Origin of the sequence: Francisella marina (assembly GCF_008369785.1) — a bacterium.
Classification (GTDB): Bacteria; Pseudomonadota; Gammaproteobacteria; order Francisellales; family Francisellaceae; genus Francisella; species Francisella salimarina.
The window spans coordinates 1,188,612-1,204,497 of the sequence record NZ_CP043552.1; the positions used below are offsets into that span (position 1 = coordinate 1,188,612).

Below are 15,886 nucleotides of genomic sequence, written 5' to 3' on the forward strand. Positions count from 1 at the left end.
CTATAACCAAATAAAAATAGCTTGTCGTCTCACACGATTTATCCAAAAACCTAGCGAACAATTATTTGTAAATTGAACATTTCTTTAAACATATAAACTATACTTAGAGAAATCCTTTGATTTAATTAATTTTGATTCCAAACTGAGAAGCTATATTTTGAACATCTTTTTTATTGATCTTTTTGATGTCATTCGCATTTAAATCTTGGATAGACTTACCATTAATTTTAGTATTATTAATAACTTGTTGTGCTTTCTTATCTAAACCTGCTTGCTTAGCAACTTGGCTAGCAACATTTTTGACTGTATCGACATTCAATAGACTCTTCAAAGAAGATGCATCAACACTAAAGTTGAGTTTATTCAAATCACCAGTGATAACACCGTTTAATGTTAAGCTAGGTATTTTCTGGGTAAACTGGTTAAAGCTAACACTCACAATATCAAATTTTAGCTGCAAAGGAATATTGAACATTATATTTCTTACTCCACTAAACTGCCAAGTTCCCTGACCAGATACTGTTAAGCTATTAGCATCTATATTAACCCCTTGAATATTCAAACCTTTAATTGCATTCCCGGCTACATTTTGCAAATTAAACTTGACAGTATTATCAACATTTAGCTTATTTGAAACAACTACGCTAACATCAACATCACTATTATTTACAGACTTAACATTAATTGCTGTTGGCTGACCTAATAACACAGGGTTTGTTGATATATTAGTTATATTAGCATCGTATGTAGTATCGGCATTTTGATAACCTTTTATATCAATATTTTGAATTACAAAACTAGGATACTTATCACGAAGCATTTCATTTTTTACATTCGCGTAACCATATACTTTAGCTTGTTGCTTCGGTGTAACTGATCCTGCCTGTTTAGCACCAGTTGTATCATCCTCACTACTAGAGCTAAAGTTTGATAAGAACTCTGCTACTTGCTTAATACCATTAGCAACTTCTTTAGCTTGTTTTGTATTGGCTTCTAACTTTTGCAGATCTACTTGTTGTAAGTTTTGACTTGCCTTACCAATACTTTCTATAGCTTTCTTCTTAAACTCTTCTGAATTTATGCTAGCATCATCTTTAGATACTGCTTTAGTATTGATATATAAACTAGCTTTCTTAGCTCTTTGTTTATCTAAAGATACACCAGTAACCAAAACATTTCTTAATGTTAATTGTCTAGTAAGTAAATTTGAAATATTTAGACTTGCACTCACATTTTCAGCATAGAATCTATCCTTATCAAGATTTTTTGGATCTGCCACACCTAAACCTTTAATATCAAGACTTGCATTTGTGAAATCTAAGCTTAAAGATTGATAGTCTACTGTTGCCCCATTTGCTTTAGTCAACTGTTGCTTAATGATATTTGATACCATTGATGTTTCTAAGAGCTTAGGAGAATATATCAAAGCCGCAATAATTAAAGCTACAAGAACAATTCCTGTTAATCTAAATGGCTGTCTAAACTTACGATTTTGCATTTCAACCCAGTCAACTTTTGCAATATTCTTGCCCAAGAAGATCCAGCTAGCTACCTTAACAAAAAAATTCTTAGTGATTTTGTTATATAGTTCTGTACCTGACTGAATAGATGACATTTTTGCAATTATCTTTTTGTATATCTTTGCGATAATAAGACCAAATATAACACCTAAGATTATTGCTAGAACAAACCCTCCTGCGACGAGATAATAATCAAATCCAGCATAAGCTAAGACTGGCGTATTAACCATAGCCTTGAAAATAGGTTGTGTAAAACCATCTAGCAAAAATTGTCCGAATGAGAAGCTAACAATCTCAAGCAAAAATGAAAGTGCTTTTGCAATAATCGCGATAAATACAAACACACCAATATTTATCCTAAGAATTATCACTAATGTTATTACTGCTACAAAGAGTAATGGAGAGTATGAGATTCCCGGAATAAAACCAAACACAAACGCTAATACTGATGTAATTAACAACTGTGCAGGCGTGAGTTTAGAAAAAATAGTCGATTTAATTTTATTAAATATGTAATCAAACATTCCCAATCACCTTATTTTATTTTTAAATTTACCAAATAATATTACTATAATTGCATTTTATTAACGACTTTTTTAGGACTAATCTTTCAGCATTCGAGAGTTTTAGTAAATTATATTTACTCTAGGTAAAATGTAACACCACCATAAACAAAATACTTATAGACAATAAAATCAATGATATTGAGTACTCCATTACATGCTTTAGCTAAAGAGTTTTCATATATCCTATTCTTTAAGTTTAAATTCTGTTTTTTATTAGAAAAAATAGCGTAAATGAGTTATTATTTGAGATGTTATTTAACAAAAATTTTCGTCAAACGATCAAATAAGGAAGAAAATCAATGAACTTACATGAATATCAAGCTAAAGATCTTTTAGAAAGCTATGGTCTAAAAGTTCAAAAAGGTATCGTAGCTCATAACCCAAATGAAGCTGCTCAAGCATTTGACCAACTTGGTGGTAAATTTGCTGTGGTTAAAGCTCAGGTACATGCTGGTGGTCGTGGTAAAGCTGGTGGTGTAAAAGTTGTTAAATCATCTCAAGAAGCTCGTGAAGTAGCAGAGAGCCTAATCGGTACAAATCTTGTTACTTTCCAAACTGATGCTGAAGGTCAGCCAGTTAATTCTGTAGGTGTATTTGAAGATGTATACCCTGTTACTCGTGAGTTATATCTTGGTGCGGTAGTTGATAGATCTAGCCGTAAAGTAACATTCATGGCTTCAACTGAAGGTGGTGTAGATATTGAAGAAGTAGCTCACAACACTCCAGAGAAAATCCTTAAAGTAGAAGTAGATCCATTAGTTGGTCTTCAACCATTCCAAGCTCGTGAAGTAGCTTTTAAACTTGGTCTTGAAGGTAAGCAAATTAATGATTTCGTTAAAACTATGCTAGGTGCTTACAAAGCATTTGTTGAGTGTGATTTTGCATTATTTGAAATCAACCCTCTTGCAGTTAGAGAAAACGGCGAAATCGTTTGTGTTGATGGTAAAATCAACCTTGATTCAAACGCTCTTTACAGACACCCTAAACTATTAGCTCTTAGAGACAAATCTCAAGAAAATGCTAAAGAACTTAAAGCTTCTGAGCATGAGCTAAACTATGTAGCTCTTGAAGGTAACATCGGCTGTATGGTAAACGGTGCTGGTCTAGCAATGGCTACTATGGATATCATCCAATTATACGGTGGTAAGCCTGCTAACTTCCTAGATGTTGGTGGTGGAGCTACTAAAGAAAGAGTAATCGAAGCTTTCAAACTAATCCTAGATGATGAAAATGTAAAAGCTGTTTTAATTAACATCTTCGGTGGTATCGTACGTTGTGATATGATCGCTGAGGCAATTATCGAAGCTGTTAAAGAAGTAAATGTAACTGTACCAGTAGTTGTTCGTCTAGAAGGTAACAATGCAGAAAAAGGTGCTAAGATCCTATCTGATTCAGGTTTAAAACTAATACCTGCTGATGGTTTAGCTGATGCTGCTGATAAAGTTGTAAAATCACTAGGTTAATAAATTAAAACAGTTAAAAGGATATTAAATAATGAGCGTATTAGTTGATAAAAATACAAAAGTTTTAGTACAAGGTTTTACTGGTAAAAACGGTACTTTTCACTCAGAGCAAGCTATTGCTTATGGTACAAACATCGTGGGCGGTGTGACTCCTGGTAAAGGTGGTCAAACTCACCTAGACAGACCAGTTTTCAATACTATGGAAGAAGCTGTAAAAGCTACTGGTGCTGATGCATCTGTAATCTATGTACCAGCTCCATTTGTAAAAGATTCTGCAATCGAAGCTATCGATTCTGGTGTTAAACTAGTTGTAATCATTACAGAAGGTGTACCAACTCTAGATATGCTAGTAGTTAAAGAATATTTAAAAGGTAAAGATGTACAAGTAGTTGGTCCTAACTGTCCTGGTGTTATCACTCCAGGTGAATGTAAAATTGGTATTATGCCTGGTCATATCCACCAACCTGGTAAAGTTGGTATCATTTCTCGTTCTGGTACTCTAACTTATGAAGCAGTTGCTCAAACTACTAAGTTAGGCTTTGGTCAATCTACTTGTATCGGTATAGGTGGAGATCCAATCCCAGGTATGAACCAAATCGAAGCTCTTAAACTTTTAGAGAATGATCCTCAAACTGAAGCTATCATCTTAATCGGTGAAATTGGTGGTACAGCTGAAGAAGAAGCTGCTGAATACATTAAACACAATGTTACTAAGCCAGTTATTGGATATATTGCTGGTGTTACAGCTCCTCCAGGTAAGCGTATGGGTCATGCTGGTGCTATCATCTCTGGTGGTAAAGGTACTGCTGATGAAAAATTCGCTGCGTTTGAAGCTGCTGGTATTGCTTATACTAGATCACCTGCAGAGTTAGGTTCTAAACTTAAAGAAGTTACTGGTTGGTAATTTTTATTTTCTAAATATTTTTCTTTATTTATATTTCAATTTCATAATTTTCAAAAATCTAATTTAAAGTGATAATATAACTTAATATAAGTTATTAACTTACTAATGAAATTATGTTTAAAAAAGTAATCTTATTTTTTAGTCTTACAACATTACTCCTAACTACCAGCATGGGATATTGTTTATCAGAAAATAAAAATATAAATTCTGTAGCACCGGGAACATTAAAAAGCGAAAGTTATAAACAAAACAAAGAATGTGGCACACTATCTACTATCCTTATGACACCTATCTCAGCAATAGGTATAGGAGTAGGAACTATTCTAATGGTACCTGTAGGTTTATTAGGAGGAATGGTTGGCGGAGCCATGATGTCTCCAATGATGTTTGATAGTGGTGGTTTGAGCAAAAACTCATTTATACAACCATTCCAAATAGGTGGGGCTGTTATTTTAGGAGCTATTTTAGGCGCAGGAGTAGGAGCTGTTGAACTACCTAAAAGTACCGCAAAGAGTTTAATTAGTGATGCCAAAACTAATTGTCATATAATATAAAACCAAATATATAAGTACTAAAATAATGCAAAAAAATATTTTAATTACGGGCGCAAATAGAGGAATTGGGCTAGGTTTCGTTGAACACTATTTAACAAAAAACTGTAATGTAATCGCAACTTGCCGTGATCCAGCTAAAGCAAATGACCTAAAAGAACTTTCTAAGAAATATCAAAAACTTATTATAGAAAAACTTGATGTTAGTAGTCCTAGAGACCAAGAGCAATTATTTCAAAAGTATAAAAGTATTGTTATTGATATATTAATAAACAATGCCGGTATTTACCCTGAGAACCATCAAAAATTTAGTATTTCTGAAACTAATCCAAACTGGATAAATAATGCTTTTCAAACGAACTGTTTAGGAGCTTTTTATCTTATTCATAATTTCAAAGAGAATCTGCTAAAATCTGCTAATCCAATAGTTATCAATATGGCTAGTCAAGCTGGCTCTATAGAGCAAACAAAAGCTGGTTTTGGTTATTCATACCGCATATCAAAAGCAGCTCTAAATATGTTAACAAAAACATTTGCTGCTGAGTGCCCAGAGATAATTACCATAAGTCTTCGACCTGGTTGGGTTAAGACTAAGATGGGTGGAGATAATGCTACTGTGGAAATTAGTGATAGCATCCAAGCGATGACTAATCTTATTGAAAATCTCCATCATAAAGATTCTGGAAAATTTTTAGATGCTCAAGGAAATATTGAGCAATGGTAAAACCTCTTGAAATGCTTCTAAACGTTCATAAATCAAGCTTGTTACACTTTAGAATCAACTTAAATAGTTATAAATTTTATGAATTAAGGTTATAGAGCAGTTTATAAAACTTAAACATATTGCTATTCTTTATTCTAATTATTACTACAACTATAAACAAAATGTCACTACAAACTATTAAAAAACTATCTATTATTTGCATTATTGGTGCTTTAGTAATGTGGGTTTTATACCCTTTTGTTTACTCTATTCTTTTTGCAGGACTTTTGGCAATAATACTTGCTCCCCTTCAAGAGTACTTAGAGCAACATATTGGTAAACATAGAAGTAGTTTCCTATTAGTTATGGGAATTCTTCTGTGTGTATTTATTCCTATATTAATTGTTCTGTATTATGCTATCTCAGAGATTGTTTCATACTTACAGCATCCAGAAACACTTTCACAAACTTTTGCTACGCTTGGTGATTCTATAGGCAAAATTCCTTACATAGGAAGTATCCTTCAAGAACATTTTGATAAACTAATAAAAGCCATTAATGATGATAGTGACACCATAATCTCCAATTTAGGTCAAATATTACCTAAAGTTAGATACGTAGGCTCAACATCTATAAGCTTTATAACAGATTTTTTAATTACACTTTTACTGGTATATCAATTCCTAGTTAGTAGCTCTACTTTAGAAAAATTTGCAAAAAAAGTAGTACTTAAGGACTTTGATGATAGCGATAGTTTCATATCTACAGCGATTATTACAACTCGTAGAGTAAGTTTAGCAATTTTTCTAACCGCATCACTTGTTGGTACTGTTATGGCTATAGTATTTTTACTAACAGGCATGCCAACACCAATTTTACTTGCATTTACTGTAGCTATAGCATCTATGATCCCATTTATGGTTGGCATTGTTTATATACTCATCGGAGCTAGTGTATTTGTAGTATATGGTGCTACCAAAGCTATTATCATACTAGTAGTTGGTTTTGCTCTAAATATTTTCACAGACAATATTATGCAACCCAAAATTATCAATAAACAAGTACAACTTAGTTTTGCTGCCTCATTGATAGGTATACTAGGAGGAATCCAAGCTTTTGGTTTTATAGGAATATTTCTTGGACCTGTAATATTTAATGTTACATTCGTTGGTATAGAAAAACTTATGAAAAATAGTAAGTAATATTATTCTTTAAGGCATTGGAAAAGCATCAAAACTATGAGCTGATGCTAAATTTTCATCCCAATTAGCTTTACTAGCCATAAATATATTAGCTGTCGGCTTAATATCCACTTTATCATCTAGACTACCAGCAGGCACTACTACTAAATTAAATTCTGATTGCTCAAAAGGTAATGCTGAACCACATTCACTACAAAAACTTTTTGTATGATGTGATGCAGGTAGTTTATATTTTTTGACTAATTCTTGACCAGATTGCCAATTTAATTTTGCATTTGATGAAAACAAATTAGCTGCATGAGCTGAACCTGTATCTTTACGACAATGCTCACAATGACACAGAAAGAAATTTTCAAAACTACCATCAATTTCAAATTTAACAGAATTACAAAGACATGAACCTTTGAATGACATACTTATTTACCTTGGGTTATTAATTTATATAAGAGCGGAAATTATATTCAATATACATTAGATATCAATAGCTACTAAGACTTTTTAGCTATTAAAAGTACATTTAGCAATAGCTTATTAATGATTTATATTTAGTGTTTAGTTAAAATGAATTTACCCTATATTTTAATAAAATCAAAAATGGAACATCTTAGGCATCCTCAAGGACTCAAATTCTTATTTTTCGCAGAAATGTGGGAACGCTTCAGCTTTTACGGATTATCAGCTATTTTAATTTTATACATGACTCAGCGATTAGATTTCACAGATGCTAATGCTGCTCTAGTTTTTGGTAGTTATGTAACATATCTATATATCACTACTGCTGTTGGTGGGATTTTAGCAGATAGAATTATTGGCTACAGGCGTTGTGTGCTAATTGGTGGTGTCTCAATTATGACTGGTCATATAATTATGGCACTATCTGGATCTAGTGATACTGCATTATTTTTAGGGTTAGGTTGTATTTCTGCCGGTACAGGTTTTTTCAAGTCAAATGTCTCTACAATGGTTGGTAGGCTCTATGATGATAGAGACTCTCTACGGAATAGTGGCTTTGCCTACTTTTACACAGGTATAAACTTTGGTTCTGTATTAGCAACTTTTATAGTTGGTTTTGTTGGTGAAAAAATTGGTTGGCATTATGGTTTTAGTTTAGCCGCTTTTGGAATGGCTCTCGGGTTAATATTTTTTGAATCAGGTAAAAAGCATTTCCCTAAAAGCTGTGATGAGCCAAACTATGAAGTTATGCAAAGAAAACTTTTCTTGGGATTAAATATTTGGCAAGCAATTATATTATTTGTGATTTTTTCAGCATGTATTTTTGCTTATTTAATAGCTCACCCTACTCAATCTATGATAATTATTTCATTATCTGGAATTGTTCTGTTGATTTATCTAATATCTCTTTGGAAATCTCTTGGAAGCAGCCAAAAAACTAATATTGCAATTCTTTTAATATTATCTATTTTTATGCTTTTCTATTGGTCATTGAGTAACCAAACTTCTATTAGTATTCCTATATTTATCAAGCATAATATTGAGCTTAATATCTTAGGTTTTAATATGCCTGTTACTACTGTTATGGCAACACAACTAACTTTATTAGTTATAATCACCCCTTTCTTTGGTGTTTTATGGCAGAAACTAAGTCAACGTAACATAGAACCTTCTGATGAGTTAAAATTTGTATTTAGCTTAGTATTTCTTGCGTTATGTTTCTTATTCTTAAGCATAGCAGGATCAATAGCAGCTCAGTCAGATCATGCTAATGTAATATGGTTATTACTATGCTATCTAATGCTTGTATTTGGTGAGCTGTGCATTTCACCTGTTGGATTAGCCTTAGTCACTCGCCTTGCTCCTGAGCATCTAAAATCAACAATGATGGGTGTGTGGTGGACAATTAGTGCTTATGCAGGATTCTTTGGTGGTGTAATTAGTTCACATATTGCTGTAGATAAAAACACTCCTGCAAATAGTTTTGCATCAGGATATTTTAAACTTTTTATTGCAGCAATTATTATGGCTGTTATATTATTTGCATTAACTCCATTATTAAAAAAACTTACTAAACTTAGGGTATAAAGATGATTCTAATTGCAAATGATGAAGGTCGTGGTGGCGTACCTGAAGCTTTCAAAAGACTTAAAAATAAAGAAAATGGTCTCAGATCTATAATTGAAGGTATTAAACTCGTAGAGAATGATACTACTATCAAAACTGTAGGTAGAGGCTCTTGGCCTGATATTTTGGGCAATGTAACTCTAGATGCTTCTGTAATGGATGGTGATGATCTGCGTACAGGCTCTATCGGTGCTCTAAAAGGTTATGCTAATGCTGTCGAGGTTGCTTATGAAGTTATGCAAAGATTACATCATGAGATATTAGTTGCTGAAGGAGCAAATCGATTTGCTAATGAAATTAATGCGACTAAAATCGATAACCTATTACCAGAAATTAAAAAAGTTTGGTTAAAACATTTAGATAAACACTTAACTGCTGAGCAAAAAGCTAAGTTTCCAAATATTCCACTGATAGAACTAAGTAAATTTGCTGTTGATCCTGAGAAGATATTTGACACTACAGTCTATCTATCAAAAGACTATAATAACACTATCTCATCTGCTACAAGCACTTCTGGCTGGGGCTGGCGTTATCCTGGTAGGTTAGGTGATAGCCCAATTATTGGTGCTGGCTCGTATGCTGACTCTAGATATGGTGCTTGTGCTTGTACACATACTGGTGAGATGGCTATTCGTTGTGGCACAGCTAGGTCTGTAGTTTTATATATGAAAATGGGAATGTCTGTAAAAGATGCTGTGTTAGAAGCTGCTAAAGATTTACGCCATCTTAAAACTGGATATTTAGATGAGCTAACAATTCATGCTATTGATAATCAAGATAATCACTATGTAGCTAGTTTTAAAGGTGGCGAACCAGTTTATTACTGGATTTGGACTGATGGTATGAATGAACCTGTTAAAAAACAGGCTGAGTTGATTTTGTGATTTTTTCATAATCATAAAAGCACATTAGCGGTTAGTAGCTTATAAAATAAATGTCTAGAAAATAAAACTGTTTGAACAAAGTGAGTTTTTTATTTTCCATTTATTTTAAGCTACGATAGCGTAGTGCTAGGCAGTTTTGCATACTTTTTCTGCCATGAAAAAAGTATGTCGCTATAACTTACATAGTAAGTAGCGAAACTATAGCACTCTACCCAATCACCCTATAACCAAACCAATCAGGTTTTAAATCATATTTTTCATCACTTGGAATTAGATGAATATATTTACCATCAATAGAGCTAAGCTCTAAACAATCATCAACTTCCATAAGATTATCTTTATGCTGATGTAATGAGTTTTTTAGTAGGCTTTGCTTTGCTTTTTCTTTTGCCTCTGTCTTATCTGCAGCAACAAATAAAGCAAACTCATGTAGCTCATTTAACTTAGATTCATCATAGCCACCAAGATTGACAAAATATAACTTTTTATTAAAGTTTTGAGGTCTATCTTGGATAGATATTTGATAACCATCTGCACCTTTGAGAGCTTTATAACTATCCAAATGCAATCCTTTGACCGTGCCAAACCAATTTTGTCTAAGTTGCTCATAGGTATCTTCGATAGTATTACCAATTACAAACTGTACATCATGTAACTCGATATTTGCTTTGGGTGCGCTCCCGCCAAGATAAACGATAAATAGTTGACTCATAAAAACTCTATAAAATTAATTTTGTTACAAACAATTATACCAACTCTAAAACAAATTGAAGACTATGAGTTATGATTAATAAAGGGTTACTCATTAGTAGTTAGTAGCGAAACCAACATAAAACTAATGTTATAATATGATAAATCAAAGTTAGATAATCTGCTCATCCATGACAACCCTAGAAATCTGTATAGATAACTATCAATCAATACTCAATGCCCAAAAAGCTGGCGCTGATAGATTAGAACTATGCTCCGCTCTTGGAGTAGAAGGACTTACACCCTCGCCTAGTTTAGTCAAATTTGCCAAAGAGAATTTCATAGGTTCATTACAGGCTATGGTTCGCCATCGTGCTGGTGATTTTTATTACGATAAGATAGACCAGCAAATTATGCTCGATGATCTAAAAACAATGCTTGAACTAAATATAGATGGAATTGTAATTGGTGCTTTAACCAAAGAAAATAAAGTTGATAAAGAATTTCTGAAACCATTTATTGAACTTACAAAAAAAGCTGGCAAAGAACTAACATTTCATAGAGCAATTGATTTAACAACAGATATATACACAGCTACCCAAGAAGTTATTGAACTAGGTTTTGATAGAATTTTAACATCCGGAGCTAAGCCAAATGTAATACAAGGTTTAAAAATCATAAAAACTCTACAAGAAAAGTTTGGCAGCCAAATTCAAATAATGCCTGGTGGTGGAATTAACTCAAATAATTTAAAAGAAATACTCGAAACTACAAAAGTAACAAATATCCACTGCTCTGCTTCTAAAAAAATTTTACGAGATACTAAATGCACTGCTTTTCCATCGTCTGCTTTAGAAATTAAAGTTAGTCAAGTTGATGAGATGAACAAGATAAAATCACAAATTAATAAGTAAGAAAAAACATGATAAAAAATATATTCTTTGACTTAGACGGCACTCTTGTAAATACAGTTGGTGATCTAACAGTTGCAACAAATGCCATGCGTAAACATTTTGGACTTGAGCCGGTATCTGAAGATGTCTTAGCAAATATAATTGGTAAAGGTTACCCTACTACTGTTAGAAAAATTCTAGCATTAGATTTTAATGATAATAATTATATTGAATCTATCGCTGATACAGGTGTTAAAATTGTCAGTCAAACATACAAAACCTTAAATAGTACAAATAGTAGAGCATATCCCAATGTCATTGAAACTTTAGATTTCTTAAAGCAACAAGGTATAAAAATGGCTGTTGTAACAAACAAACATGAAGAAGATGCTATACAGTCTCTAACTCATTTAGGCTTAATTGATTATTTTGAAATTATAGTTGGTGGAGATACTACAACGAGCTACAAACCATACGCTGAACCCTTACTGTTTGCTATGAATAAGCTAAATGCTAAAGCTGAAGAGAGTTTGATGATTGGCGACTCTATGAATGATTATTTATGTGCTAGAGAGGCAAATGTAAAAACTATAATGGTAAGTTACGGTTATCATAATGGTGTAGATCTAGAAGCTCTAGATAGCTTTGCATATATTGATAATTTCGCTGAGATTAAAAACATTGTCAAAGAAATAAATCCACATCAGCAATTAGTATTTTCAAAATAAACCTCTTAAGAAGGTTATTTCAAAATTTCACTTGAACAAGCACTATGCTATAATTTCGCCATAATCGTATTTTGAAGAACTTTTTAAAATGGCAAATCATCATAAATTAATAATCCTAGGATCTGGTCCTGCTGGATATACTGCAGCGATCTATGCGGCTCGTGCAAACTTAAACCCTGTAATAATCACAGGTATGCAACCCGGTGGACAACTTACAACTACTACAGATGTAGATAACTGGCCAGGTGAAGCTGATGGTATCATGGGTCCTGAGCTTATGGAAAAGCTACAGAAACAAGCTGAGAGATTCGATACACAAATCACATATGACACAATTAACTCTGTAGATCTACAAACTAGACCTTTCAAGTTAGTTGGAGAGATTGAAGAATATACTTGTGATGCTCTAATTATAGCTACTGGTGCTACTGCTAGATACTTAGGTTTAGAATCAGAAGAAAAGTTCATGGGCAAAGGCGTATCTGCTTGTGCTACTTGTGATGGCTTCTTTTACAAAAACAAAGATGTCGCAGTAGTCGGTGGAGGTAATACAGCTGTTGAAGAAGCCCTTTTCTTATCAAATATTGCGAAATCTGTAACACTAATTCATCGTAGAGATTCGCTTAGATCTGAGAAAATCCTTATCGATAAACTAATGGAAAAAGCAGAAAATGGTAATGTAAACATTATCTGGGATACTACATTAGAAGAAGTTCTTGGTGATGATATGGGCGTTAATTCTTTACGCCTTAAAAATGTCAAAACTAACGAAGAATCTAAGATTGATGTTATGGGGGTATTTATTGCTATTGGTCATACTCCAAACACAGGTATCTTCAAAGATCAGCTTGAAATGGAAAATGGTTATATCAAGGTAAAATCTGGTCTAGCTGGCGATGCTACGCAAACAAATATCAAAGGCGTGTTTGCTGCTGGTGATGTAGCTGATCATGTTTACAAACAAGCAGTAACTTCTGCAGGTACTGGTTGTATGGCTGCGTTAGATGCTGAGAAGTATTTAGATAATCTAAATCAATAATTTCAACTCATCACTAATTCAATATCTATTACTTAGTTTTGTCTAAAAACTTTAATCCATTAAATATTGGCCATAATGTACATAATGCCAAAGCTGCCAATACATAAAACCATCTATTACTAGGTAATGGTTCTAAATAATTAATCATGAAAAATATTGTATATATAAACATAACCACTAGACCAGATAAACCATAAGCAACACCTTGTATTTTACCCTGTAAAGTTATCGGCGTATTTTTTTGTGCTATAGTAACAATTATCACCCATGATGATATAAATACACCAGCTACTAGATAATACAAAATAGCAAAAGCTATACTTTGGTTTAATCCCAATAACAAATACATCATAGCTGATGCACTCATAGAAAAAGCTAGCGTTAATTTTGGCGACATTTTTTCTATCATATATGGCAGTAAAATATTCCCAATAATAAAACCTACCGAAAATGCCACTTCTATTAGTCCAAATTCCAAAGATGAAGCATGAAGAATATTCTTAGCGTATGGAGATATGAAAATTGGAGCAATCATATATATACAAGTGATGCTAACTTGAGCCAAATAACACCAATATAACGATATATTTTTACTAAGATAATTAATAACTTCCTTCCAATTATCTAAAAAGCCCCCCTTTTGATTTTTTACAATTCTCTTTGGTACAATCATAAAACTACACAAAGTCGCAAAAATACTTCCAGCAAGCATTATTATCATAATCTGATGCATATCGAAATACGCTACTAAGATCCCTCCTAAAGACATTCCAATAACCATACCAAATTCAAATAGTCCATCCATCGTACTATTTGCATATAATAGAACATCATCATTAGGAAACAGCTCTCGCGACATTATCATCATTGCAGGCATAAAAAATGCTAATATGATCCCCCATATACTTGTAAACAAATATACTAGAGTTAAAGAATCTAAATTACCCAAAAATACAAATGCTGAAAGTAATATAACTCTAAAGATATTTACTAGAACTATAATTATTCTTCTAGGTATAAGATCAGCAAAATAACCTGTAATTGGAGATAATATAACTCCAAAGATCCACCAAGTAAGCATAAATAACATTATAACTTCAAGGTTATTCTTTAGAGTTAACAAATGCCAACTTATAGATATATAAGCAATGCCTACCACAGTAGCATTAAATAGAGTCATCACACAAGCATAGCTAAAAGAACTATTACTAAATAGTCTACTTCTAGCTTTAAAATAATTAAGCATACTAGTACCTATCTAAAATAAGATTTTTTAAAAGTCATGAGACTAAATTAATCACTGAAAATGCAGACACAAATAATCTAAGGAGATTCTATATTAAAAATATTTATAAGCAAGATGAAAGTATGGCAATAGTAGAAATAATCTTTAAAAAAAGGAAAACCATTTCTTCTGTATTTTAAATGGTTCCCAATCTGATTTTGGAATATTCTCTTCACTAACAATATTAGGGCTTAACTCTTTTATTGCAATCATATGTTTAGCCTTGTCTGTATATATATGAAATTCTAGTTTAAACCTTTTATTTCTATCTCTTAATTTAAGAAGGTAATAATCATCTATAGGAAATATCAAAAGTTTAATCTCTCCTGGCTTCATAACCATAGGAACATTGTCTATCTTAAGTATAGGAAACATGTCTCCTTCTTCCTCGGGAGAATCAAAAATATTTAATTCCCTAATTATAAACTCCCTATTCCCAGAATTAGAAACTGCTATTTCACATACTTGAGAATCATCATAACTAACAGTCCTAGGATTCCATGAGGCAAGAGCCCCAACAAAAGAAATTCTTTTATAAAATAAGCTAAAATACAAAGATATCAAAGATATAATTAAAGATCCAAATGATATAAATAAAGTAATTAAACTTTCTATTCCAACACTCATAAAGCCACATTTTTTATATTAATAATACAGTATAAAAATACCATATTAGAAAGTATTAATAACGTATCAAATTACACAATAATCAAATATTAGGCAGTTTTGCATACAATTCCCCTCTTGAGAGGGGTGCTATTTTAATGGCGAGGTGTGGCTGCTATGGAAAAAGCATGTCGCTATAACTTACGCAGTAAGTAGCGGAACTATAAACAAATTTTTTATTGCTATTTAATATTCCCAACTCTGATATTCTTTATTTTTTGATTTCATTGTTTCATATAACCAAACCATACGATCTAAATACCAGCTTTTTCCAATATATGCTAATGCTGTACCAAAAATAGCTCCCCAAACAGAGTAATAAATAATAGCCCAAATTGCGAGTATCATTCCAATAGAAGAAATTATATTAAGGATACTATATAAAGGAGTTTTATGAATATCTGGTATCTCGATGCGATCTCTATTTAAATAAACTCTCTCTCCTAATACAGACTTAGAAGCCCAATTTTTTGTTGAACGAGGCTTACTAAAAAATACTGGATTAAAAAACATCCATAATAAAGAAATAACACCTGGGATAACACACCACCAACCTATCCAAGTACGACTCCAAAATGCTAATACAATTAAAGGAAGTACAGAATATCTTGTCCAAACACTCCACGGATTAGCATGCTTCATCCAGTTATCATCCGTTAGATTAAATACTTTTGCTACTTTTCTTTCTAGAGTCATACTAGTATTTAGTTATC

General features: G+C 32.5%; 16 protein-coding genes. 10 read left to right on the forward strand and 6 right to left on the reverse strand.

Annotated features, from left to right (window positions below):
• Positions 1-121 precede the first annotated feature (121 nt).
• Positions 122-2,044: a TIGR03546 family protein gene (locus tag F0R75_RS05870; RefSeq protein ID WP_149367996.1), complete on the reverse strand. Its 1,923-nt coding sequence runs from the start codon at positions 2,042-2,044 to the stop codon at positions 122-124.
• 341 nt (positions 2,045-2,385) lie between these two features.
• Between F0R75_RS05870 and sucC the strand changes: the two genes are divergently transcribed.
• The 5 genes from sucC to F0R75_RS05895 all read left to right on the forward strand — a co-directional run bounded on the left by sucC (position 2,386) and on the right by F0R75_RS05895 (position 6,909).
• Entirely contained in the window at positions 2,386-3,549 is a 1,164-nt protein-coding gene (sucC, locus tag F0R75_RS05875) for an ADP-forming succinate--CoA ligase subunit beta (RefSeq protein WP_013923499.1), read from the forward strand.
• A gap of 31 nt (positions 3,550-3,580) precedes the next feature.
• Positions 3,581-4,453 carry a succinate--CoA ligase subunit alpha gene (gene sucD / locus F0R75_RS05880; RefSeq protein ID WP_013923500.1) on the forward strand — a complete coding sequence of 291 codons (873 nt, stop codon included), beginning with the start codon at positions 3,581-3,583 and terminating at the stop codon, positions 4,451-4,453.
• 113 nt (positions 4,454-4,566) lie between these two features.
• On the forward strand, positions 4,567-5,007 hold the full coding sequence (locus tag F0R75_RS10255; RefSeq protein WP_035735286.1) for a hypothetical protein: 441 nt from the start codon (positions 4,567-4,569) through the stop codon (positions 5,005-5,007).
• Positions 5,008-5,032: 25 nt separating this feature from the next.
• On the forward strand, positions 5,033-5,728 hold the full coding sequence (locus tag F0R75_RS05890) for an SDR family oxidoreductase (protein ID WP_146421075.1): 696 nt from the start codon (positions 5,033-5,035) through the stop codon (positions 5,726-5,728).
• Between the two features lie 161 nt (positions 5,729-5,889).
• Positions 5,890-6,909 (forward strand): AI-2E family transporter, encoded by a 1,020-nt coding sequence (locus F0R75_RS05895; RefSeq protein ID WP_012279760.1) that lies wholly within the window; start codon positions 5,890-5,892, stop codon positions 6,907-6,909.
• Between the two features lie 9 nt (positions 6,910-6,918).
• Here the strand turns inward: F0R75_RS05895 and F0R75_RS05900 are convergent, their stop codons facing one another.
• Positions 6,919-7,323 carry a GFA family protein gene (locus F0R75_RS05900; protein WP_146421074.1) on the reverse strand — a complete coding sequence of 135 codons (405 nt, stop codon included), beginning with the start codon at positions 7,321-7,323 and terminating at the stop codon, positions 6,919-6,921.
• A 180-nt stretch (positions 7,324-7,503) separates the two neighbouring features.
• Between F0R75_RS05900 and F0R75_RS05905 the strand changes: the two genes are divergently transcribed.
• Together F0R75_RS05905 and F0R75_RS05910 are read left to right on the forward strand one after the other, a co-directional pair.
• On the forward strand, positions 7,504-8,949 hold the full coding sequence (locus tag F0R75_RS05905; RefSeq protein WP_149367995.1) for a peptide MFS transporter: 1,446 nt from the start codon (positions 7,504-7,506) through the stop codon (positions 8,947-8,949).
• Positions 8,950-8,951: 2 nt separating this feature from the next.
• Positions 8,952-9,872 (forward strand): glycosylasparaginase, encoded by a 921-nt coding sequence (locus tag F0R75_RS05910; RefSeq protein ID WP_149367994.1) that lies wholly within the window; start codon positions 8,952-8,954, stop codon positions 9,870-9,872.
• A 208-nt stretch (positions 9,873-10,080) separates the two neighbouring features.
• Here the strand turns inward: F0R75_RS05910 and F0R75_RS05915 are convergent, their stop codons facing one another.
• Complete coding sequence (locus F0R75_RS05915; RefSeq protein WP_149367993.1) at positions 10,081-10,584, reverse strand: DUF1543 domain-containing protein; 504 nt, start codon at positions 10,582-10,584, stop codon at positions 10,081-10,083.
• Between the two features lie 169 nt (positions 10,585-10,753).
• On the opposite strand from F0R75_RS05915, the gene F0R75_RS05920 reads away from it, so the two are divergent.
• From F0R75_RS05920 to trxB, 3 genes are all read left to right on the forward strand, one after another.
• Positions 10,754-11,476 (forward strand): copper homeostasis protein CutC, encoded by a 723-nt coding sequence (locus tag F0R75_RS05920; RefSeq protein WP_149367992.1) that lies wholly within the window; start codon positions 10,754-10,756, stop codon positions 11,474-11,476.
• 8 nt (positions 11,477-11,484) lie between these two features.
• Positions 11,485-12,183 (forward strand): HAD-IA family hydrolase, encoded by a 699-nt coding sequence (locus F0R75_RS05925; protein WP_149367991.1) that lies wholly within the window; start codon positions 11,485-11,487, stop codon positions 12,181-12,183.
• 88 nt (positions 12,184-12,271) lie between these two features.
• Positions 12,272-13,222: a thioredoxin-disulfide reductase gene (trxB, locus tag F0R75_RS05930; RefSeq protein WP_149367990.1), complete on the forward strand. Its 951-nt coding sequence runs from the start codon at positions 12,272-12,274 to the stop codon at positions 13,220-13,222.
• Positions 13,223-13,250: 28 nt separating this feature from the next.
• Here trxB and F0R75_RS05935 read toward each other — a convergent pair whose 3' ends face one another.
• The 3 genes from F0R75_RS05935 to F0R75_RS05945 all read right to left on the reverse strand — a co-directional run bounded on the left by F0R75_RS05935 (position 13,251) and on the right by F0R75_RS05945 (position 15,869).
• Positions 13,251-14,468 carry an MFS transporter gene (locus F0R75_RS05935; protein ID WP_149367989.1) on the reverse strand — a complete coding sequence of 406 codons (1,218 nt, stop codon included), beginning with the start codon at positions 14,466-14,468 and terminating at the stop codon, positions 13,251-13,253.
• A 144-nt stretch (positions 14,469-14,612) separates the two neighbouring features.
• Positions 14,613-15,134: a hypothetical protein gene (locus F0R75_RS05940; protein ID WP_149367988.1), complete on the reverse strand. Its 522-nt coding sequence runs from the start codon at positions 15,132-15,134 to the stop codon at positions 14,613-14,615.
• A gap of 225 nt (positions 15,135-15,359) precedes the next feature.
• On the reverse strand, positions 15,360-15,869 hold the full coding sequence (locus F0R75_RS05945; RefSeq protein WP_149377229.1) for a DUF6653 family protein: 510 nt from the start codon (positions 15,867-15,869) through the stop codon (positions 15,360-15,362).
• Positions 15,870-15,886 lie beyond the last annotated feature (17 nt).

What these genes read in the sequence shown, in the direction of transcription:
- F0R75_RS05935 (WP_149367989.1), bottom strand. Translation starts at nt 14,468, where the DNA reads ATGCTTAATTATTTTAAAGCTAGAAGTAGACTATTTAGTAATAGTTCT.
- F0R75_RS05870 (WP_149367996.1), bottom strand. Translation starts at nt 2,044, where the DNA reads ATGTTTGATTACATATTTAATAAAATTAAATCGACTATTTTTTCTAAA.
- F0R75_RS05910 (WP_149367994.1), top strand. Translation starts at nt 8,952, where the DNA reads ATGATTCTAATTGCAAATGATGAAGGTCGTGGTGGCGTACCTGAAGCT.
- F0R75_RS05920 (WP_149367992.1), top strand. Translation starts at nt 10,754, where the DNA reads ATGACAACCCTAGAAATCTGTATAGATAACTATCAATCAATACTCAAT.
- F0R75_RS05905 (WP_149367995.1), top strand. Translation starts at nt 7,504, where the DNA reads ATGGAACATCTTAGGCATCCTCAAGGACTCAAATTCTTATTTTTCGCA.
- F0R75_RS05925 (WP_149367991.1), top strand. Translation starts at nt 11,485, where the DNA reads ATGATAAAAAATATATTCTTTGACTTAGACGGCACTCTTGTAAATACA.
- F0R75_RS05915 (WP_149367993.1), bottom strand. Translation starts at nt 10,584, where the DNA reads ATGAGTCAACTATTTATCGTTTATCTTGGCGGGAGCGCACCCAAAGCA.
- F0R75_RS10255 (WP_035735286.1), top strand. Translation starts at nt 4,567, where the DNA reads ATGTTTAAAAAAGTAATCTTATTTTTTAGTCTTACAACATTACTCCTA.
- F0R75_RS05895 (WP_012279760.1), top strand. Translation starts at nt 5,890, where the DNA reads ATGTCACTACAAACTATTAAAAAACTATCTATTATTTGCATTATTGGT.
- F0R75_RS05945 (WP_149377229.1), bottom strand. Translation starts at nt 15,869, where the DNA reads ATGACTCTAGAAAGAAAAGTAGCAAAAGTATTTAATCTAACGGATGAT.
- trxB (WP_149367990.1), top strand. Translation starts at nt 12,272, where the DNA reads ATGGCAAATCATCATAAATTAATAATCCTAGGATCTGGTCCTGCTGGA.
- sucC (WP_013923499.1), top strand. Translation starts at nt 2,386, where the DNA reads ATGAACTTACATGAATATCAAGCTAAAGATCTTTTAGAAAGCTATGGT.
- F0R75_RS05940 (WP_149367988.1), bottom strand. Translation starts at nt 15,134, where the DNA reads ATGAGTGTTGGAATAGAAAGTTTAATTACTTTATTTATATCATTTGGA.
- F0R75_RS05890 (WP_146421075.1), top strand. Translation starts at nt 5,033, where the DNA reads ATGCAAAAAAATATTTTAATTACGGGCGCAAATAGAGGAATTGGGCTA.
- F0R75_RS05900 (WP_146421074.1), bottom strand. Translation starts at nt 7,323, where the DNA reads ATGTCATTCAAAGGTTCATGTCTTTGTAATTCTGTTAAATTTGAAATT.
- sucD (WP_013923500.1), top strand. Translation starts at nt 3,581, where the DNA reads ATGAGCGTATTAGTTGATAAAAATACAAAAGTTTTAGTACAAGGTTTT.